Origin of the sequence: Agrobacterium vitis, from assembly GCF_013426735.1 — a bacterium.
Classification (GTDB): Bacteria; Pseudomonadota; Alphaproteobacteria; order Rhizobiales; family Rhizobiaceae; genus Allorhizobium; species Allorhizobium vitis_D.
The window spans coordinates 2,751,701-2,772,191 of the sequence record NZ_AP023272.1 but is presented as its reverse complement, the minus strand read 5'-3'; the positions used below and the strand labels follow the sequence as shown (position 1 = coordinate 2,772,191).

General features: G+C 56.2%; 15 protein-coding genes and 1 pseudogene. 7 read left to right on the top strand and 9 right to left on the bottom strand.

The window, feature by feature from the left end; translation table 11 throughout:
- Window positions 1–21: 21 nt before the first annotated feature.
- Window positions 22–332 (bottom strand): annotated as a pseudogene (locus H1Y61_RS12915) (RidA family protein); the annotation flags it as partial.
- 105 nt (window positions 333–437) lie between these two features.
- Between H1Y61_RS12915 and H1Y61_RS12910 the strand changes: the two are divergent.
- The 5 genes from H1Y61_RS12910 to dnaE all read left to right on the top strand — a co-directional run bounded on the left by H1Y61_RS12910 (window position 438) and on the right by dnaE (window position 8,729).
- Window positions 438–707, top strand: coding sequence for a DUF1467 family protein (locus H1Y61_RS12910; RefSeq protein ID WP_174110556.1), 270 nt, complete (start codon window positions 438–440; stop codon window positions 705–707).
- A 598-nt stretch (window positions 708–1,305) separates the two neighbouring features.
- Window positions 1,306–2,628 (top strand): proline--tRNA ligase, encoded by a 1,323-nt coding sequence (gene proS / locus H1Y61_RS12905; RefSeq protein ID WP_174110557.1) that lies wholly within the window; start codon window positions 1,306–1,308, stop codon window positions 2,626–2,628.
- Window positions 2,629–2,647: 19 nt separating this feature from the next.
- A complete protein-coding gene (locus H1Y61_RS12900; RefSeq protein WP_180572823.1) occupies window positions 2,648–3,955 on the top strand; it encodes a lipoprotein-releasing ABC transporter permease subunit in 1,308 nt (435 codons plus the stop codon).
- Window positions 3,956–3,969: 14 nt separating this feature from the next.
- Window positions 3,970–4,659 carry an ABC transporter ATP-binding protein gene (locus H1Y61_RS12895; RefSeq protein ID WP_071585282.1) on the top strand — a complete coding sequence of 230 codons (690 nt, stop codon included), beginning with the start codon at window positions 3,970–3,972 and terminating at the stop codon, window positions 4,657–4,659.
- Window positions 4,660–5,240: 581 nt separating this feature from the next.
- The gene (gene dnaE / locus H1Y61_RS12890) at window positions 5,241–8,729 is read left to right on the top strand and encodes a DNA polymerase III subunit alpha (protein ID WP_180572822.1); all 3,489 of its coding nucleotides are present in this window, start codon (window positions 5,241–5,243) and stop codon (window positions 8,727–8,729) included.
- A 73-nt stretch (window positions 8,730–8,802) separates the two neighbouring features.
- Here the strand turns inward: dnaE and H1Y61_RS12885 are convergent, their stop codons facing one another.
- From H1Y61_RS12885 to H1Y61_RS12870, 4 genes are all read right to left on the bottom strand, one after another.
- Window positions 8,803–10,038: a L,D-transpeptidase family protein gene (locus tag H1Y61_RS12885; protein ID WP_235680724.1), complete on the bottom strand. Its 1,236-nt coding sequence runs from the start codon at window positions 10,036–10,038 to the stop codon at window positions 8,803–8,805.
- Between the two features lie 249 nt (window positions 10,039–10,287).
- Complete coding sequence (locus H1Y61_RS12880) at window positions 10,288–11,574, bottom strand: DNA polymerase IV (protein WP_180572821.1); 1,287 nt, start codon at window positions 11,572–11,574, stop codon at window positions 10,288–10,290.
- Between the two features lie 108 nt (window positions 11,575–11,682).
- Window positions 11,683–12,330: a hypothetical protein gene (locus H1Y61_RS12875; protein ID WP_180572820.1), complete on the bottom strand. Its 648-nt coding sequence runs from the start codon at window positions 12,328–12,330 to the stop codon at window positions 11,683–11,685.
- Window positions 12,330–12,545 carry a DUF3572 domain-containing protein gene (locus tag H1Y61_RS12870; protein ID WP_235680898.1) on the bottom strand — a complete coding sequence of 72 codons (216 nt, stop codon included), beginning with the start codon at window positions 12,543–12,545 and terminating at the stop codon, window positions 12,330–12,332. Before H1Y61_RS12870 ends, H1Y61_RS12875 begins: the two co-directional genes overlap by 1 nt.
- Before the next feature lie 335 nt (window positions 12,546–12,880).
- Here H1Y61_RS12870 and H1Y61_RS12865 point away from each other — a divergent pair, with 335 nt between their 5' ends.
- The gene (locus tag H1Y61_RS12865; protein ID WP_015915677.1) at window positions 12,881–13,252 is read left to right on the top strand and encodes a response regulator; all 372 of its coding nucleotides are present in this window, start codon (window positions 12,881–12,883) and stop codon (window positions 13,250–13,252) included.
- A gap of 187 nt (window positions 13,253–13,439) precedes the next feature.
- Complete coding sequence (locus H1Y61_RS12860) at window positions 13,440–14,810, top strand: PleD family two-component system response regulator (protein WP_174110563.1); 1,371 nt, start codon at window positions 13,440–13,442, stop codon at window positions 14,808–14,810.
- Window positions 14,811–15,835: 1,025 nt separating this feature from the next.
- Here the strand turns inward: H1Y61_RS12860 and rpmG are convergent.
- The 4 genes from rpmG to rnr form a co-directional block, all read right to left on the bottom strand.
- The gene (rpmG, locus tag H1Y61_RS12855; RefSeq protein ID WP_015915679.1) at window positions 15,836–16,003 is read right to left on the bottom strand and encodes a 50S ribosomal protein L33; all 168 of its coding nucleotides are present in this window, start codon (window positions 16,001–16,003) and stop codon (window positions 15,836–15,838) included.
- A gap of 93 nt (window positions 16,004–16,096) precedes the next feature.
- The gene (locus tag H1Y61_RS12850) at window positions 16,097–17,281 is read right to left on the bottom strand and encodes an MFS transporter (protein WP_060715750.1); all 1,185 of its coding nucleotides are present in this window, start codon (window positions 17,279–17,281) and stop codon (window positions 16,097–16,099) included.
- 253 nt (window positions 17,282–17,534) lie between these two features.
- Window positions 17,535–17,990 carry a DUF983 domain-containing protein gene (locus tag H1Y61_RS12845; protein ID WP_180572818.1) on the bottom strand — a complete coding sequence of 152 codons (456 nt, stop codon included), beginning with the start codon at window positions 17,988–17,990 and terminating at the stop codon, window positions 17,535–17,537.
- A gap of 146 nt (window positions 17,991–18,136) precedes the next feature.
- The gene (rnr, locus tag H1Y61_RS12840) at window positions 18,137–20,413 is read right to left on the bottom strand and encodes a ribonuclease R (RefSeq protein WP_235680897.1); all 2,277 of its coding nucleotides are present in this window, start codon (window positions 20,411–20,413) and stop codon (window positions 18,137–18,139) included.
- Window positions 20,414–20,491: the final 78 nt, after the last annotated feature.

Below are 20,491 nucleotides of genomic sequence, written 5' to 3'. Positions count from 1 at the left end.
GATCCTTATGGCGGTTCGGTTTCAATGAATTTTCGGAATACGGGCAATGACCTTTATTTCAAAATCGAAGCCAGCTAGCCAGGTGACCCCAACGGCCGTCCAGTTCGGATAGGGTGCGCTGTGAAAGATCTCCTGCTTGACTGGCATTATGATTGGAAACTGCTGTTCTGGATCTGTGTGAAACGTCGTTACATCGACGATATCCTCCAAGCCACATCCCGCAGCACTCAAGACGTCCTTGAAATTTTCGAAAGCCAGTTGGACTTGACGCTTGAAATCCGGCTCAGGTGTTCCATCGCCACGGCTCCCCCCTGACCTGAGACAAACAACAGTGTTTAGGCTCGGGTTTTCCTCAAAACCGGTTTCCACTTTTCGGCCTGATGCTGTAAATTGCACGCTTGTTACTGCGTTCGGGTGCATTTCGGGGAGGAAGAGTGATGTCCTGGGTTACCGGTGGAGCGATCTATTTCATTCTCTGGTGGGTTACGCTGTTTGCCGTTCTGCCCTTTGGAGTGCGGACTCAGGACGAAGAAAGTGCCATCGTTCCTGGCACCGTGGCCAGCGCCCCAGCAGGCTTCCGGTTCTGGCGGGTGATGGGCACCACGACGATTGTTGCCGCCGTCATCTTTTTTGGTTGGAATTTTGTGTCCGGCTATTTCGGTTTCAGTTTTTCCGATCTGCCGCACGTCATGCCCGATATTCGCTAAACAATGGGTGCGTCCTGTAAGTGGACACACCGTATGGGCAAAAAAAAACAAGGCCCGAAGACCTTGTTATTGAAATGTCGCGTGACCTTTCACCAATTAAGGGGCTGCGAATGACCGCGCCTAAGATCTGATCCTCCCAAGACTTTAACCGCGAAATCGGCAGAAATTTAAGCTTTCTGCCTGTTTTGTGAGCGTAAACTAGCTCAACAAGGCAGACTTGTCATCAACTTTTTGCATTTTTGTTACAGCTTTCTAAAAAAAGAAATTGAACTGGAAATTTTTGCTGATTTGTCAATATTTTGACATGGTTGAGCCGCGAGCGAATGCTCAGGCGTTAAGTGATTTGCTCCGGTTTTGGATCTGAATCTCAGTATTTTTGCCAGGTGTTCAGTCATGAGCCAGCCAAAACAAGCCGATCGTTAAGATGTCTCTGCGTGAGGCAGATTTGGCCGCAGGGCCTTGTTATCCTTCGCCGCCGTGAACAAAAGGATGGGGCGGGTTTTCTTCCGTGTGCGAAACGGTTAGAAGGCTTCAAGAAAAACCAGATATACGGCTGATTCCGCACGAAATGCGGCTCGCCTCACCAATGGAAGTCGGTATGCGTCTCTCCCGTTATTTTTTGCCCATCCTGAAGGAAAATCCCAAGGAAGCGGAAATCGTTTCTCACCGGCTTATGCTGCGCACCGGCATGATCCGTCAGCAGTCGCAGGGCATCTATTCCTGGCTGCCGCTGGGCAAACGCGTGCTGGACAAGGTCAATGCGATCATTCGTCAGGAGCAGAACCGGGCAGGGGCAGTGGAATTGCTGATGCCGACCCTGCAATCGGCGGAGCTTTGGCAGGAAAGCGGTCGCTACGACGACTATGGCAAGGAAATGCTGCGGATCAAGGATCGGCAGGACCGGCCCATGCTGTACGGTCCCACCAATGAGGAAATGATCACGGACATCTTCCGGTCCTATGTGAAATCCTACAAGAGCCTGCCGCTGAACCTCTATCACATACAATTGAAATTCCGTGATGAGATCAGGCCGCGCTTCGGCACGATGCGGTCGCGCGAATTTCTGATGAAAGACGCTTATTCCTTCGATTTGACGAAGGAAAGCGCCATTCACTCCTATAACAAGATGTTTGCCGCCTATCTTCGGACGTTTGACCGGCTTGGTCTGCGCGCCATTCCAATGCGCGCCGATACCGGCCCGATCGGTGGCAATCACAGCCATGAATTCATCATTCTCGCCGATACCGGTGAATCGGAAGTCTTTTGCCACAAGAGCTTCCTGGATCGCGCCATTCCGCCTGCCGATACCGATTTTGATGATGTTGCTGGCCTTCAGGCGATTTTTGACGACTGGACGTCGCACTATGCCGCCACCTCTGAAATGCATGATGAGGCGGCTTATGGTGCCATGCCGGATGACGCGAAAATTTCCGCTCGTGGTATCGAGGTCGGTCATATCTTCTATTTCGGCACCAAATATTCCGAACCGATGGGCGCCAAGGTGCAGGGACCTGATGGTAAGGAACATCTTGTCCACATGGGATCCTATGGTATTGGGCCGACCCGCCTTGTTCCGGCCATTATCGAAGCTTCCCATGATGAAAATGGCATTATCTGGCCGGCTTCCGTCGCGCCTTTCGATGCCATCATCATCAACATGAAGGCTGGGGATGCCGGTTGCGATGGCGCTTGCGACACCGTGTACGGGGCGCTGACCAAGGCCGGCAAGGATGTTCTTCTCGACGATACCGATGATCGCGCCGGTGCGAAATTCGCGCTGGCGGATCTGATCGGCGTTCCCTACCAGGTGATCGTCGGTCCGAGGTCGGTCGCCAATGGCGAAGTCGAGCTGAAGAACCGTAAAACCGGCGAGCGTGAAACCATGACCATCGAGGCCGCCATCAACCGTCTTGCCGGTTGAGCGACGCCAGGAGGCAAGATTGAGCAGTGAAACCGGAAGCTCTGCGGCAGGCGATCCCGCAGTGCCGTCATCCGCAAAGCCGTTTTCCGCATTCGAGCGCATGGTGGCTTGGCGCTACCTGCGTGCTCGGCGTAAAGAGGCGGTGATTTCGGTCATTGCCGGCTTTTCCTTTGTCGGCATCATGCTGGGGGTTGCGACCCTGATTATCGTCATGGCTGTCATGAATGGTTTTCGAACCGAGTTGATTTCTCGTATCCTCGGCATAAACGGGCACATGATCGTTCAGCCGGTCGACAGTCCCTTCACCGACTTTGCCGATCTTGCCAAGAAATTCTCCGCCGTGCCCGGTGTTACCATGGCGCTGCCGCTGGTCGAGGGCCAGACACTGGCCTCTGGCAAGGGTGGGGCTGGGACGGGCGCTCTGGTGCGTGGCATCCGCCCCGACGACCTGTTGAAGCTCAAGGAAGTGGCTGCGAATATCAAGACCGGCGACATGGTTGGCTTCACATCCGGCCAAGGCGTGCTGATCGGTTCGCGCATGGCCAACGATCTCGGTTTGCAGGCGGGCGATTCCATTACTCTGGTCTCGCCAGAGGGGGACGTGACCCCGATGGGCGTCAACCCGCGGGTCAAATCCTACAAGATTTCCGGTACTTTCGAGATCGGCATGTCGGAATATGATTCCTCGATCATTTACATGCCGCTTGAAGAATCGCAGCTCTATTTCAACGCGGAAGGCGTGGTGCAATCCATCGAATTGTTCGTCACCAATCCTGACGACATCGACGATCTGCGCCCCAAAGTCGAGGCGGCAGCGGGCCGTCAGGTATTCATCAGCGATTGGCGCCAGCGTAACCAGACCTTCTTCTCCGCCTTGCAGGTGGAGCGTAATGTGATGTTCATGATCCTGACATTGATCGTCATCGTCGCGGCCTTGAACATCATTTCCGGCCTGATCATGCTGGTGAAGGATAAGAGCAGCGATATCGCCATTCTGAAGACCATGGGCGCCAGTTCAAGCTCGATCCTTCGGATCTTCTTCATGACGGGTGCGGCCATCGGCATCGCCGGCACGTTCGCTGGCGTTGGACTGGGCGTGCTGGTCTGTCTGAACATCGAATCGATCCGGAATTTCTTCTCCTGGGTCTCCGGTACGGTGTTGTTTGATCCGCAACTCTACTTCCTCAGCAAATTGCCGGCGGATATGAGCTTCGGTGAAACGGTTTCGGTGATTATTATGTCGCTCACCCTATCCTTTATCGCCACCATCTTTCCGGCATGGCGGGCGGCCCGGCTCGATCCCGTGCAAGCCCTGCGTTACGAATAAGGAACAGCGGATCCATGGCGAACAACCCTGTTCTCGAAATTTCGGAGGTCTCGCGCACCTATGGGGAGGGCGAAACCAAGCTTTCCATTCTGAAAGGCGCCGGACTAAAATTATACGAAGGCGAAACAGTCGCTCTCGTTGCTCCGTCGGGCACGGGCAAGTCCACCCTGCTGCATATTGCTGGTCTGCTGGAACATCCGACGGATGGCGACGTGCTGATTGGCGGCACCCGTTGCAATGAATTGTCAGAGGAAGGCCGCACGGCCATGCGCCGCAGCAGCATTGGTTTCGTCTATCAGTTCCATCACCTGTTGCCGGAGTTTTCGGCGCTCGAAAACATCATGATGCCGCAGATGATTGCGGGCCTGAGCATTCCGGAAGCTAGCAAGCGTGCCAAGGCTTTGCTTGATTACATGCGCATCGGCCATCGCGGTGATCACCGTCCCGCCGAGCTTTCTGGCGGCGAACAGCAGCGCGTGGCCATTGCCCGTGCTGTCGCCAATGCGCCGCTGTTGCTGTTGGCGGACGAGCCGACCGGCAATCTCGATCCGGAAACCGCAGCTTATGTGTTTTCCGCGTTGGAAGCGCTGGTGCGCCAGTCCGGTCTTGCGGCGTTGATCGCGACCCATAATCACGAACTAGCCCGGCGGATGGACCGCTGCGTCACTCTCCAGGACGGCAGAATCGTCGATTTCGATTTGTAATCGCCCACGGATTTGGAAAGAGCCTTTACATCAACGAAATCAAAACCCGTCGATCATCTGATCGGCGGGTTTTTCGTATGGCGCTTAGAGTTTGTCAGAGAAAAATGCAAACAGGTTTTGCTAGACAAACTCCGGGAAAAAATATCTGTTGACGAACAAACAAAAGGAGAACAAAATGGATACATAACCAGACAGGAGTGAGCTATGAGTGACATTCTGCATGACATCGCCGCATTCGCATCGCTGGCTGTTTTTATCGCCAGCTTGTCTGTTCTGGCGATGGCTTTTTGAAATGCCGGGCATCGTCTTGGCGCGGCCCGACCTGAATGGGTCTGCCAAAGGCGCCTGTCGCTTTAAGGGGATAGGTCGCGGTTAGGCTGCATGTCTTCTGGACATGGCGGACTAAACCTAGGACAATAACCCTCATACAGCGCTGTGCGTTTTGTTAAATGCACATTGGACGCGGTAACACTCTACATCTGCTGCATTCCTTTTTCCGTGGGCTGATTCCAGTTTAAGGAGAAAGTTTTATGGCGGCGATTTTCAGTGCACAGCGGCGACAAGCAGGCAGGATGGATGCAATGAGTGATATGGGCGCAAGCGGACAAGCTGTAGTGAATGCGGGTCCAGGTTTCGTCCATTTAAGAGTGCATTCGGCTTATTCCCTGCTGGAAGGTGCGCTGCCGCTGAAGAAGATCTTGAGCAAGGTTGCCTCTGATCAGCAACCGGCCATTGCCATTACCGATACCAATAACCTGTTCATAGCGCTCGAGTTTTCCCAGAAGGCGCTCGGCGACGGCTTGCAGCCGATCATTGGCTGCCAATTGTCCATCGACATGGAAGACGCCAATGAGGAAAAGCGGGGCAATAGCTCTCTTGCCAAATATCCGGCCATTGTGCTTCTCGCCGCCGATCCGGCGGGTTATGAGCGGCTGGTAGACTTGGTCAGCCGTGCCTATCTGCAGGGCGATAATACTCAGTCTGTGCATATCACAGCCTCCTGGTTGGAAGAGATCGGCACGGATGGCCTGATCGCCCTGACGGGTGCAACAGGCGGCCCGGTCGATCTGTCGGTGAAGGACGGCCATCACGCCCAGGCGCTGTCGCGGCTTCAGACGCTCAAATCCCTGTTCGGGGATCGGCTTTATATCGAATTGCAGCGCCACCAAGGTTATGACCGTGTGCATGAAAGCCGGATGATCGCGCTCGCTTATGATCATGATATTCCATTGGTTGCCACCAATGAGGCCTTCTTTCCGAGCCGTGACGATTATGATGCCCATGATGCACTGATGGCGGTTGCCCATAATGCGATCGTCTCCGACGACCGGCGGTTTCGCCTGACCCCGGATCATTATTTGAAAAGCCGCAAGGAAATGCAGACCTTGTTTAGGGACCTGCCGGAAGCGCTTGAAAACACGGTGGAGATTGCCAGCCGCTGTTCTTTCGTTCTCGACACCCGCAACCCTATACTGCCGCGCTTTACCGGCGGTAGCGACGATCCGGAAGAGGCCGAGCGCGCCGAGGCTGGGGAGTTGCGCCGCCAGGCTATCGAGGGATTGGATGACCGGTTGGCCAAGCTTGGCATGGCACCAGGCTATGATGAGAAGGAATATCGAGATCGGTTGGATTTTGAGCTCGGCGTCATCGAGCGGATGAAGTTTCCCGGCTACTTCCTGATCGTTGCCGACTTCATCAAATGGGCCAAGAGCCAGGATATTCCTGTTGGCCCTGGCCGTGGTTCCGGTGCGGGTTCGCTGGTCGCCTATGCCTTGACCATTACCGATGTCGATCCGCTGCGGTTCTCCTTGCTGTTCGAACGTTTCCTCAATCCTGAGCGCGTCTCGATGCCCGACTTCGACATCGACTTCTGCCAGGATCGCCGTGAAGAGGTGATCCGTTATGTGCAGCGTAAATACGGACGCGAGCAGGTGGCGCAGATCATCACCTTCGGGTCGCTCCAGGCCCGTGCAGCCTTGCGTGACGTTGGCCGTGTGCTGGAAATGCCCTATGGGCAGGTTGACAGGATCTGTAAGCTGGTGCCGAACAATCCGGCCAATCCGACCCCCTTGTCCAAGGCCATCGAAGAAGAGCCGAAGTTTCAGGAGGAGGCGGAGAAGGAGCCTGTCGTTGCTCGTCTGCTGGATATCGCCCAGAAGATCGAGGGGCTTTATCGCCACGCCTCCACCCATGCCGCTGGTATTGTCATCGGTGACCGCCCGCTGTCCAAGCTGGTACCGATGTATCGCGATCCGCGCTCGGATATGCCGGTCACCCAGTTCAACATGAAGTGGGTGGAGCAGGCTGGGCTGGTCAAGTTCGACTTTCTCGGATTGAAGACGCTGACCGTGTTGAAAACCGCCGTGGATTTCTGCCGGTTGCGCGATATCGAGATCGATCTGGCAACCATTCCGCTGAACGACGAAAAAACCTATCAAATGCTGTCGCGCGGCGAGACTGTCGGTGTGTTTCAGGTGGAAAGTGCCGGCATGCGCAAGGCACTGATCGGTATGCGGCCCGACTGTATCGAGGATATTATCGCGCTGGTGGCGCTCTATCGTCCGGGGCCGATGGAGAATATTCCGGTCTACAATGCCCGTAAGCATGGCGAGGAGGAGATCGAATCGATCCATCCGACCATCGATTACCTGCTGAAGGAAACCCAGGGGGTTATCGTCTATCAGGAACAGGTCATGCAGGTGGCCCAGGTTCTGTCGGGCTATTCGCTCGGTGAAGCGGATCTTCTGCGCCGCGCCATGGGTAAGAAGATCAAGGAGGAAATGGACAAGCAGCGCGCCCGTTTTGTCGATGGCGCGGTGAAGAATGGTGTCTCAAAGCCCCAGGCCGACAACATTTTCGACCTGCTGGCGAAGTTTGCCAATTACGGCTTCAACAAATCCCACGCCGCAGCCTACGCGATTGTCTCCTACCAGACCGCCTATATGAAGGCCCACTATCCGGTGGAGTTTCTGGCAGCGTCGATGACACTCGATATGGCCAATACCGAAAAACTGGTGGATTTCCGCCAGGATGCCGGGCGTCTCGGTATTGAGGTCGTGCCACCGTCGGTTCAGACATCTTTCCGGCACTTCCAGACGGGGCCGAACAGGATTTACTATTCGCTGGCTGCCTTGAAGGGCGTCGGCGATGCAGCCGTCGAGCATATCGTAACGGTCCGCGCCGAGACGCCATTTGCCGATCTCGAGGATTTTTGTCTACGGATCGACCCGAAGCAGATCAATCGCCGGGTGTTTGAAAGCCTGATTTTTGCCGGTGCCTTCGATTGTTTTGGCCGCGACCGTCCCGAACTATTGGCTGGCATGGACCGGATTATCGGTTATGCGCAACGCGCCCAGGAAAATGCCGTCAGCGGCCAGTCGGACATGTTCGGCTCTGGTGGTGCCACCGGGCCGGAGCGGATTTCTTTTCCGACCTATACGCCCTGGTTGCCATCCGAAAAGCTGATGCGGGAGTTTCAGGTTCTGGGTTTCTATCTCTCGGCCCATCCGCTCGACACCTATAAACCGCTGCTGGAAAAGATGCGCGTGCAGAATTTCGCTGACTTTTCCGGGGCTGTGCGCCAGGGCGCGACGGCGGGTCGGCTGGCTGGCACGGTGATCTCAAAGCAGGAGCGCAAGACGCGAACCGGCAACAAAATGGGCATCGTGACCTTCTCGGATGCCACTGGCCAGTTCGAGGCTGTGCTGTTTTCGGAAGGCTTGAACCAGTATCGCGACCTGCTCGAATCGGGCAAGTCGCTGGTGATCACGGTTGCTGCGGAGGAGCGTCCTGAAGGGATAGGCCTTCGCATTCAGACGGCGCAGTCTCTGGAAGAAAAATCCTTGCAGATGCAAAAGACGTTGCGTGTATACCTGCGCGATTCCAGTCCCCTACGTGCGCTCGCCGCCCATCTCAATACCAAGGGCGATGGACTGGTTTCCTTCGTGGTGATCAAGGAGGATGGCCGCCGCGAAATCGAGGTCGAACTCAATCAACGTTTCCGAATCACCCCGGAAATTGCCGCAGCCATGCGGTCCGCGCCGGGTGTGGTGGATGTTGAATTGGTATAGGCACTTTTTGTGGTGTCGCTTTCGCAAAACTGCTGCACGGGCTCAGGCCATATGGATTATTTCGGTCTTGCCGTTATCCCGGCAGGTAGGTGATGAAGTCTGTGCCATCAACCGTATCCGGGCTTAGTCCGTGGTCGGTAATCGTCATCACGGTTCCTGTCGTCATGGTCGTTTCAATGCGCTCGCGGATGTCGTCCGGGATGTGAATCCGATTGAAAACCGTATCCAACCCATTGAGGACGTTTGGCTGCACCTTGCCAATGGTGACAATCGACGAATTTGAGACCGTGGAAGCTGGCTCAAGGCTGGTCACCTGCCAATGAGCCTTCCTACCGGCACTCTCCAGGTTCGCTGCGAAAAAATGCGTACCGAGTGGTTTTTCCGGCTGGTCGATGACAATAGGCGCATCGAAGACCGGCTTGAATGCCTGGCGTGCATAGATTTGGCCAACGGGTGGCATCGGCTTGCCAGCCGTTTGATAGAGAGCGCTCAGGAACGTCGGCGTAATGAGCGGACCCTTCAGGGGCAGACCTTTCCATCGTTTGAAGCCCTGGATGGCCGTGCGGGTCAGGGGGCCTGCATGACCGTCATGGCCGCCCGTCTCAAACCCCATGTCCTGCAACAGAAGTTGGGCGTCATGGATGGTTTCGGTTTCACCGCGAAACGTGATCAACAGGCTCAAAGGTGGTTGTCCGGTCATTGTGGCCTGGGGTTTGGGGCGGGGCAGATCGGCCATTGCCACTTCCACCGGTTCTGTGCTGCTGGTGCCAGCCGTACCGCGCAGTCGGGCGTCGGACAGGATTTGCGGGCCTTGCTGTTGTTGCGTCGGGGTGAACAGGAACGGGTGTTGAATGGGAGCCGGTGCGACCGGAGCATCGCTGATCAGCACATGAGCACCCAGCCGGGTCATGCCGTAGAGCTCACGCGCAAATTGGCCGGGCAGACGCACGCAGCCATGCGAGGCTGGCCGGTTTGGCACGCTGTTCGATTCATGCAAGGCAACGCCAGACCAGGTGATTCGTTGCATCCAGGGCATGGGCGCATTCGAATAAAGGTTGGATTCGTGATATTTCGTCTTTTGGATGATCGAGAAGATTCCGGAGGGCGTCGTATGACCTTCCTTACCAGTAGAAACCTTCGAAGTGGCGATGATCCGGTCTCCATCATAGACCGTGAGAGATTGCGTCTGTTTCGACACGATGATTTGCAATCCGCTGCCGTCTTTGGCGGAGGCCTGCGAAAGGCCTGCGCTCAACGCGAGCAGGGAAGCGGACAGGAACATCGAACGAAACATGGTGCGGACCATCATGGTGCCCTCATTATGTAAACCGGGAAAACTGGGCCTTCAAAAGGTCGCCTGATCCTATGAGCAACGATGTGCCGAGAAATCAGTTGATAAACGCCTATACCGCCGTGCGTTTTATAAAATGCACAAAGGATGCAGCCGCGTGCAGGCTGAATCCTAAAATAAACGTCGATCTTTAACGATTGCTTACCCGGCATGGCCGCTCACACAAAGTTGACGGGCAATGCTTTGACAACGGCGCTTTGATAGTGGCTATTTTTTATTGCTGTCGAAGGTGAAGCCGGTTTCGACCATGCCCTTGCCGAATTTTATCCGCAATTGGTCCATGGCGGCTTCCGCCTTGGCGCGGCGGGCGGCATCCGGATCGACCAGATCCGGGGGGTCGGCCAGGCTTGGGTCGGCAAAATCGCTGATGCCGATACCGATTAGCCGAAATTTCGTGCCATCGGCTTCCTTTTCCAACATTTGCAGGCCCGTGCGAAAGATCCGGTCGGCAAGTTGAGTGGGATCGTCCAAGCGCCGGTTGCGGGTGCGTAATTTGAAATCGGCGCTCTTCAGCTTCAAGATAACGGTGTGTCCAGCCAGTTCCTGCTTTTTCAAGCGCCAGGCGACTTTCTCCGAGAGCTTGCGCAGATGGGGGACAAGGTCTTCCCGGCGGGAAATATCGTCAAAGAACGTGGTTTCGGCGGAGACGCTTTTGGCCGGGTCATTGGTATGGACGTCCCGGTCGTCTATGCCTTTCGATAGCCGTGCCAGTCGTTGGCCCATGCTGCCATAGCGGCGGATCAGGTCGCTTTCCTCCATGGTTTGCAATTGTCCGATGGTGCGGATGCCGTCTTTTTCCAAGGTGCTGGCGAAGGCCTTGCCGACGCCCCAGATCGTGGTGACAGGGCGGGGCGCCAGAAAGTCCAGCGCTTCGGCCTCGCCGACGACCGAAAATCCCCGGGGTTTTTGCAGGTCGGACGCCACTTTCGCCAGAAATTTACAATAGGATAGACCAACAGAAACGGTGATGCCGATCTCGCTTTCAATACGCCGCGCAAGCCGTGCCAGCACAAGCGCGGGTGGCGCGTGATGCAGGGTTTCTGTGCCTTTCAACTCCAGAAAGGCCTCATCAATGGACAGGGGTTGCACCAGAGGGGTCAGTTCCTCCATCATTGCCCGGACCTGCCGCCCGACGCGGGAATATTTTTCCATATTCGGCGGAATGACCACGGCGTCAGGGCAAGCTTCCAGCGCCTTGAACATCGGCATGGCCGAGCGCACACCGTGGATGCGGGCCACGTAACAGGCGGTGGAAACCACACCGCGCTTACCACCGCCAATGATCAATGGCTTGTCGATCAGGTCTGGATTGTCGCGCTTTTCAACCGAGGCATAAAAGGCGTCGCAATCGATATGGGCCAATGTCAGCTTAAACAGTTCCGGGTGATAGACAAGGCGAGGGCTGCCGCAAGCCGTGCATCTCCGCTTGCCTTCCGCCTGTAGGGAAAGGCAATCACGACAAAAGCCGGAATGGAGGGGCGGCGCATCAGACATGGGCGAGAACATAAGTTGAACATCGCCACCATAAGCCGGGTTTTCAGTGCCTGCAAGGGGAACCCTTGCTAATCCCCATGACCTGAAAAAGTAAAAGACGGAAGTGGATCAGACCCGCGCCTGGAAATGGCGGAGAACTCGCTCGCTGGCATCGTGCCAATCGTCGGCACGCAATACATGGGGACCGGGCGGCGGCGCGTGGCGATGAATTTCTGATTGCGGCCCGATCTGCACCAGTAGACAATCCGGTGCATGCTCTCCCACGGAATGGAGATTGTGGGCCATGTCGTCCATGAAGGCGAAGGGCAGGGGCCGGTCGCCATGCAGGGCTTTCACGACGGGTCCCTTTGGGCTTTCCGTGGCCAGGAGTGGGAAATCCAGCCCCAGCCGATCCAGCAGACGGCGCCGCTGGGCGGTAAAGGCGGGGGGCATGGCGGTCAGAAACACAATATCGGCAATCTTGCCGATGCGTTGCAGCACGGCCACGGCATCGCCAAACGGCGTCTGCCATTCCTCCTGCTTTTCGAAAAACGTCAGCAGGAGATCCGTGACGATCTGATCTTCCAGCGCAAGCTGGTTCTTGGCCGAAACGATATTGCCATGCAGTCGAAAGGATTTCGGCAAGAGACGATGGCCCAGGCTGTCGAGATAGGCCTCGAAGGGCACCAGGAATTCCAGCACGACGTCATCGACGTCGCTGATCAGCAATGGCCGGTCCGCCAATTGAACGTGGTTGAAGTCAACAATCTCGCCCATCAGATTTCACCGGAATCAAGTGCAGGCCGAACATACACGTGATAGGCTGCAATAACATCTTCCGGTCGGGTCTGTGTGGCGGAGCAGAATTCCAGCAAGGTTGGTTCATGCTGCATGAGAAATTCCAGAAGTCCGGCCAGAAATTCCGGGTCATTGATGGCCAGGCGCAATTGCTGAGGCTCCAGGCCGGTCAGGGACAGAAAGCGTCCCAGCATGTCCGGCTCACTCGCCAGCCAACCGAGCACGGCAATCGCCGTTTGTTCGGCATGCTCTGCTGAAACCGTCTTGATCGTCACTTTGTCTCGCACAGTCTATGCCCATTTCAGTTTGTTTCGTCCGGCAGTTCGTTCTATCCGGCCAACTCGCTTAAACCGGTTGTTATTTTCAGTTTATCACGGTTAAATTGTCTTGACTGACTTGTGTCGCAATGTGCCGGGGAATTACCTATTTCTCAACCAAATCGCGCTAAATTCTATTTCACAAAAGAATGAATCTTTATGTCTGTTACGCCTGTCATCCACCATGGAGGGCGGGAAAGCAAGGATTGAAAATGCCGAAAAAGGTGATGATCGTTGAAGATAACGAGCTGAACATGAAACTGTTTCGTGATCTGATCGAAGCGTCGGGCTATGCGACCATCCAGACCCGTAACGGCATGGAAGCGCTGGAATTGGCCCGCAAACATCATCCCGATCTGATCCTGATGGATATACAGCTACCGGAAGTTTCCGGCCTGGAAGTGACCAAATGGCTGAAGCAGGATAGCGAGTTGCACGTCATTCCCGTGATTGCGGTGACTGCCTTTGCCATGAAGGGCGATGAGGAGCGTATTCGCCAGGGTGGGTGCGAGGCCTATGTGTCGAAGCCGATTTCCGTGCCAAAATTCCTGGAAACGATCAAGACCTATCTGGGAGACGCCTGAGGCGCAGGCAGCGCGGGGTTCTCAAACCCATAGGCGATCGCCGTGAGATCGGGTCAAATGCCTGACGGACCGCGGCGCTCTGGAAGTTATGAATTCTATCTGAAGCGCCAATCTGTCGGGTTGGCGCAATGTCCATGCAGAGCCGGTAGCGCGTGTGCGCCAGGCATGCTTCAAGGGGTGATGGCTGATGACAGCCCGTATTCTGGTTGTTGATGATGTTCCTGCCAATGTGAAGCTTTTGGAAGCGCGGCTGCTGGCGGAATATTTCGAGGTATTGACGGCGGAAGACGGGCTGAAGGCGCTGGATATCTGCGATCGCACCCAGGTGGACGTCGTCCTTCTTGATGTGATGATGCCGGGCATTGACGGCTTTGAAGTGTGCGAGCGGCTGAAATCCAGCCCGCGCACGGCCCATATTCCCGTGGTGATGGTCACAGCACTGGACCAGCCATCGGACCGGGTGAGGGGATTGAAGGCTGGCGCTGACGATTTTCTGACCAAGCCGGTCAACGATCTGCAACTGATCTCCCGGGTTAAAAGTCTGGTGCGTCTGAAAACCCTCTCCGATGAATTGCGCATCCGCGCCGAGACGGCGCAGAAAATGGGCATAGACAGCAACATTCATCTCGGCGACGGACGTATGGACGAGGTTGGCCAGGTCTTACTGGTCGATAGCCGCGCCAGTTCGCAGGAGCGCATCATCAAGGCGTTGAAGCCTGTGGCTGATGTTGTTGCGATGTCCGACGCCCAGGCCGCGCTGTTTGAAGCGGCGGAAAGCAATTTCGACCTGGTTATCGTCAATGGTACGCTGGAGGATTACGATCCGCTGCGCCTGTGTTCGCAGCTGCGGTCGCTGGACCGCACCCGCTTCATTCCGATTTTGCTGATTGCCGACCAAGGCGAGGAATACTTGATCGTGCGGGCGTTGGATCTGGGTGTCAACGATTACATTGTCCGACCGGTCGACACCAATGAGTTGCTGGCGCGCACGCTGACCCAGTTACGCCGTAAGCGGTATAATGACAGGTTGCGCAGCAGTGTGCAGCAAACCATTGAACTGGCGGTGACCGATGATCTTACCGGGCTTCACAATCGGCGCTATCTCGATACCCACATTAAAGTATTGTTCGAGCGGTCCAGCCTTCGCAAGAAGCCGCTTTCGGTATGTCTCGTAGATATCGATCGGTTCAAGCTGGTTAATGACACCTATGGCCATGAGGCAGGCGATGACGTGCTGCGGGAGTTTGCTGCTCGTATTCGCGCCACAGTGCGCGGCGCCGATCTTGCCTGCCGCTATGGAGGTGAGGAATTCGTCGTCGTGATGCCGGATACGTCGCAAGAGATGGCTGGTACGGTGGCCGAGCGCCTGCGCGAGATGGTAGAGAAAACGCCATTTCGGTTGCAATCTGGTGGCGAACTGAATGTTACGGCATCGCTTGGCATCGCTACTTCGGGAGATGAGGTCGCAAGTCCAGAACAATTGTTAAGACAGGCTGACCGCGCGCTCTATCAAGCCAAAACCGAAGGCCGTAACAGGGTCGTGTCGGCGGCGGCCTAAAGTAATTTTAGCACAGGTGCGCCTTTGTGTTTGGGGTCACGTTGAGCCCGCTCTCCCGCGTCTTCAAAAATTCATCTGCCGTGATTTTCCGTTACATTCATGCGCGTGTTCAATGATCCGGCTTGGCAAAAATTTGCTCCTCACATGGAAAGCCGTGTTTGCCCGGACTTTTCCGGGAGTTGTACGTGTGCTCGATATATGTCTATTTTCTTTTATAAAAAATAAAAATATACCATAAATAAATAAGGGTATAGTTTTATTTTTTTACTCTGTTCTGGTTGGAAATGGAGAAACAATAGAAAATTATGTTTTTCGAATTGTTGATAACGACAATTTTTCGTCAATTCCGAGAGTTTTTCACAGAAAATACTTGCCTCTTCAGAGTGTTAATTCTATTTGTTTTTACGAAGCGGAAATGAGCAGAATTTAACCATCTCGACATCGAAAAGATGAAACGGTTAAGAAAATGTTGATTTTTTATTTCATATGCGCATAGTTGGGACAACTACGATGCATCCATAGCAAGCTGTGCTTTAACGTGTGCTGTGGTTCTTAATAAATGCCGTTTTTATAAGCTGCTTAGAGATATCCATCGATCCTTGTGGATCTGAGGAATTACGCAGTAAAAATTGACGAATAACAGGTTTAACCAATACCCCATGGTGCTCAGGTCCGCCGCATCTCCTGGGTCGTGGGGTTGGTCGGCAGGTGTGCGATTATCAAGCGGTTCCTCGTGCCGTTATTGCATGCCCGCCGACCCCCATTCCAACGCCGCTTCCGTGTCCGGAGGCGGCGTTTTGCGTTTCGCGGTCAGGACGGTTTCCGATGCATTCTATCCAGCGCCCCTCTCTATGCGTGGGGTCACTGTCCTCGCGCCGACAGCGTCCTTGCGCCTATTGCCACAGGCAGGATCGAGCTCGGTTTTTAGAGTCGGTCTGCGTGACGTGCTGGCCCATCCTCAAAATGGCATAAAAAAAGCGCGCCGGATGGAGCGCGCTTTTCAATCTTCTCACGAAGAACCAGGATCACTTGATCTTGGTTTCCTTGAACTCGACATGCTTGCGAGCGATCGGGTCGTATTTGGTCTTCGTCATCTTGTCCGTCATCGTACGGCTGTTCTTGGTGGTGACGTAGAAGAAACCCGTATCGGCTGTCGACAGCAGCTTGATCTTGATGGTTGTAGCCTTGGCCATGGTCGTCCTGCCTTACATGAATAACACAAAGCCGTGACGACCTTCAGGGCCCACGGCAAATCTGGGCGAAAACTACAAATCGCCACCGAAAAGTCAACCCCGCGCACCCTTGAAAAACAATCGTGCGACGGAAAGAACCACATATAACGCAAAGAAGCCGGCAATCGACCAGGCAAAACCGGCATTTCCGCCCATGTCAATCGCTGCACCCACGACTTGTGGTCCGGCCACCGTGCCAACGGCGTAGCAAAAAACGAAGGCGGCATTGGCGGCGGCAAGGTCTGAGCCTGTGAGTCGGGAGCCGAGATGACTAAGACCGATAGTGTACAGGCCGGAGACGCAGCCGCCCCAGAATAGCAGGATGACGGCCATCGCCATCCAGCTATGGGAAATCAGCGGCAGCAGCAAAGATCCGATCAGGCCGACCGTCGCCAGGGCGCCGAGCAGCAACCGGCGATCCCTAAGCTTGTCGGAGAGCATGCCAAGCGGGATCTGGAACACCATGTTGCCAACCCCCATCACAGTGAGCAGCAAGGCTGACTGGGCCTCTGTGAAGCCGATACGGGTGGCATAGACGGGCATCAGTGACAGTCCACCGACTTCCACCGCGCCGAACACGAAGACGGCTGCTGTGGCGGTTGGCACCAGGAAGATATAGCGGAAGAAATGCATCTCTGGCTTTTCATCCAGCGCCGGGCTTTCGTTGCGGGCAACGAAGATCGGCACCGCTGCCATCAGGATGGCAACCGCACCGATGGCAAAGGGCAATACGCCTTCACTGCCGACAATCGAAAACAGCAAGGGGCCTGCGGCAAAACCGACCGATAAGACCGTGGCATAAATGCCGAGCACCAGCCCGCGCCGCGACGGTGGGGCGGCGGCATTGATCCAGAATTCCGACAGGATGAACAATGTCGTCGTGGCGCCATGAAACACCAGTCGCAGGGGAAACCACATCCAGAAGGCTTCGGCGTAATAGAAGCCGAGCGAACTGAGCGCTGCCAGCAGCACCGCCCAGATCATGGTCTGTGCCACCCCGAAACGATGCGCGAGCCTGGTGGTGATTGGCGCGGCAATCATCGCCGCAACGCCTGCCATGGCTGAATTCAGCCCGATCAGGGTGGAGGGAATACCGCGTTTTTCCAGAATGATACTGAGCAGCGGCAATCCAAGCCCGATGGCAATGCCCACAGCGGAAATCGATGAGACTGCGGCAATCAGCGATGGCCAGTGGATCTCTTCACGATGTCCGGTAACAGGGTCTCTGGTGTCAGACATGGAAGGTCCTTAGAAGAAAATGCACGCAATGCGCGGTGAAGGATAACAGCGCAAGGCGTCATGCCAGGGCAACAAAGGCCGATTACATCTCATAATATGCCAGCGATCCTCCGGGGCTTTACTCCATAATGGCAAAAATCGAAACCGGTTTAAGCCAACATGCAGAAAACTACTTATTTGATTGTCTTAATACGCCGCCCGACCTGGGTTGGTTTGGCCTGGCTGATCCATCCGATATGGCTCGTTGAAACCGTCACTTTGGCGGATAGCGCTCGTCGTAGTCCTCGATCACCTCAGGCTCGTCCCCGAAACCATGCATGCGCAGCGCCCATTGCAGCCCGACCACGCCGCCCTTGATGGGCTGGATGATCAACAGAGAGACGATGACGGCAATCGGCGTCCAGATCGCCAGATGCGTCCAGGTTGACAGCACGAAGACCAGATCGGTCATCATATAGCCGCCCAGCAGCACATGGCCGACGATCATGATGACGATATAGGGCGGCAGGTCGTCGGCTCTCTGGTGGGAGAGATCTTCGCCGCAGGCCGCACATGTGTCTACCGGTTTCAGGAAGGCCTTGAACAGGCGACCGGAGCCGCAGGCCGGACAGGTACACATCAGACCGCGCAGGATGGAGCGTCCAAGCGGACGAACCGCATCCTTGCCGCCGCCGAAGCGGATAACGGGGGGAGACTGGCTGACAGACATGCGGTTCCTCCTGAACTTCTATCAAATCCTATAGGCTTTGATCAAAGATGGGGCATGAAAGTTGATATTTCATCGCGGCATTTGCGCACAAGCGCTTCGACTGGCTTCATTTACGAAGCCCAGATATACGAACTCGGCGCGTAGTTTCAACGCCTGCCACGCGGTGGTCTTGTTCCCGGTGTCTTGCCGGGACCAGGCCGTCCGCGCCGCGTTGCCTTGTGGAAGGAGCGGATGCCAGTCGGCATTTTCTTGCCTTCGCTGAGGATTTCAAACCGCAAGGCACCGGCAAGTGGCACGGCTTCCACCAGCTTGACGCTGACGCTGTCACCCAATTGATAGCCCAGCCCGGTCTTTTCACCGGTCAGCGCCTGATGCGCCTCATCGTAGATGAAATAGTCGCGGCCAAGCGTCGAGACGGGAATGAAGCCGTCAGCACCATATTGGGGAAGCGAGATGAACAGGCCGGATTTGGTGACGCCGGAAACCTGCCCGTCGAATTCGTCGCCGATCCGGGTTGCCAGGTGATGGGCGATCAGCCGGTTGATTGTATCACGTTCAGCCGCCATGGCGCGGCGCTCGAAGGTGGAGATTTCCGCCGCAACATCGGCAAGTGCCGCTTCTTCATCGGATGTAATGCCGCCTTCGCCCAGCCCCAGCGTGCCGACCAGCGCCCGATGCACGATCAGGTCGGCGTAGCGGCGGATGGGGGAGGTGAAATGCGCGTATTTCAGCAGGTTCAAGCCGAAATGGCCGATATTCTCGGGGCTATAGACCGCCTGGCTCTGCGAGCGCAGCACCATTTCGTTGACGATGGTCTGGTGCGGCGTGTCTTGCGCCTTGGCGAGGATGCCATTGAACGAATTGGAGCGCAGATTGCCGCCCTTGGCCAGCGAAAAGCCGATGGTGGCAAGGAACTCACGCAGCACTTCCTGCTTGGCCAATGTCGGCGTGTCGTGGATACGGTAGACCAGCGGTTGTTTTTTCTTCTCCAGCGTCTCGGCAGCGGCCACATTGGCTTGGATCATCATTTCCTCGATCAGCTTATGGGCGTCCAGCCGTTCGGGTACGAAGACCCGATCCACTGTGCCGTCTGGTTTGAGGATGATCTTGCGCTCCGGCATGTCCAGTTCCAGTGGCTGGCGTCGGTCGCGGCCACGCTTCAGGATCGCATAGGCGGCCCAGAGTGGCTTTAGGATCGGCTCCAGCAACGGCCCGGCCTTGTCGTCCGGGTTGCCGTCAATGGCGGCCTGCGCCTGTTGGTAGGACAATTTGGCCGCACTCTTCATCATGATGCGATGAAAGGTATGGCCTGCTTTGCGGCCTTCATGGGAAAACACCATGCGCACGGCCAGTGCTGGCCGGTCAACGCTCTCGCGGAGCGAGCAAAGATCGTTGGAAATCCGCTCCGGCAGCATCGGCACGACCCGGTCGGGGAAATACACCGAATTGCCGCGCTTTAGCGCCTCGCGATCCAGCGCCGATTTACCGCGGATATAATAGGAGACATCGGCAATCGCTACGGTAACGATCACGCCACCCGGATTGTCAGGCGAGGGGTCTGGCTCGGCATGAACAGCGTCGTCATGGTCCTTGGCGTCATGCGGGTCGATGGTGACCAGCGGTAAGCTGCGCCAGTCCTCCCGATGCGCCATGCTGGCCGGTTTGGCGGCATCGGCCTCGTCCAGCACCGATTGCGGGAAGATATGCGGAATGCCATGGGCGTGGATGGCGATCATCGAGATCGCTTTTTCCGAGGCCACAGAGCCGATCACCGACAGCACCTTGGCGCGGGCAAGGCCCAGACGGCTGGAGAGCCGCCCGACTTCCACTTCGACCAGATCGCCGTCGCGGGCGTCGCCGACATCGGCGGCCTCGATGACCATTTCCTCGCCGCGCCGCTCGATCGGCATCAGCCTGCCACCGGTATCACCGGCCATTTCGCGGTAGACGCCCAAAAGCGCGCCGCGTCGCTTGTCGATCACCTTGATGATCCTGGCGGTATAGGCTGGACCGGCGCGGTCCTTGGAGGGGAAAATCTTCGCCAGAACCCGGTCGCCAAGCCCGCCGACCGGCGTCTTGCCCTTGGCGCGGTCCGCACTGGACTGGCGGATGGAGACAGCGGGGGCAGCGCCCAGTTCATCCGGCCATTCGGCGGGACGCCCGATCAGGTCGCCATCCTTGTCACGGGTGGTGATGTCGAGAACGGTCACGGGCGGTAGCGCACCGGGTCGGCTCAGCGACTTGCGGTTCTTGTTGACCAGCCCGTCTTCTTCCAAAGCCCGCAGGGCTTCCTTCAATTCAATACGGGCTTCGCCCTTCAGGCCGAAAGCCTTGGCGATTTCGCGCTTGGAGGCCCGGTCGGGGTTGTCGGTGATGAACTGCATCAGGATTTCACGGGGCGGCACCGCCCCGTGAATGATCACCGTTTCATTCTTATCCGCTGCCTTTTTCGCCGCAAGCTCCGCCTTCCGCGTTCTGTTGGTGAGGCTGCGGGTGTCGGG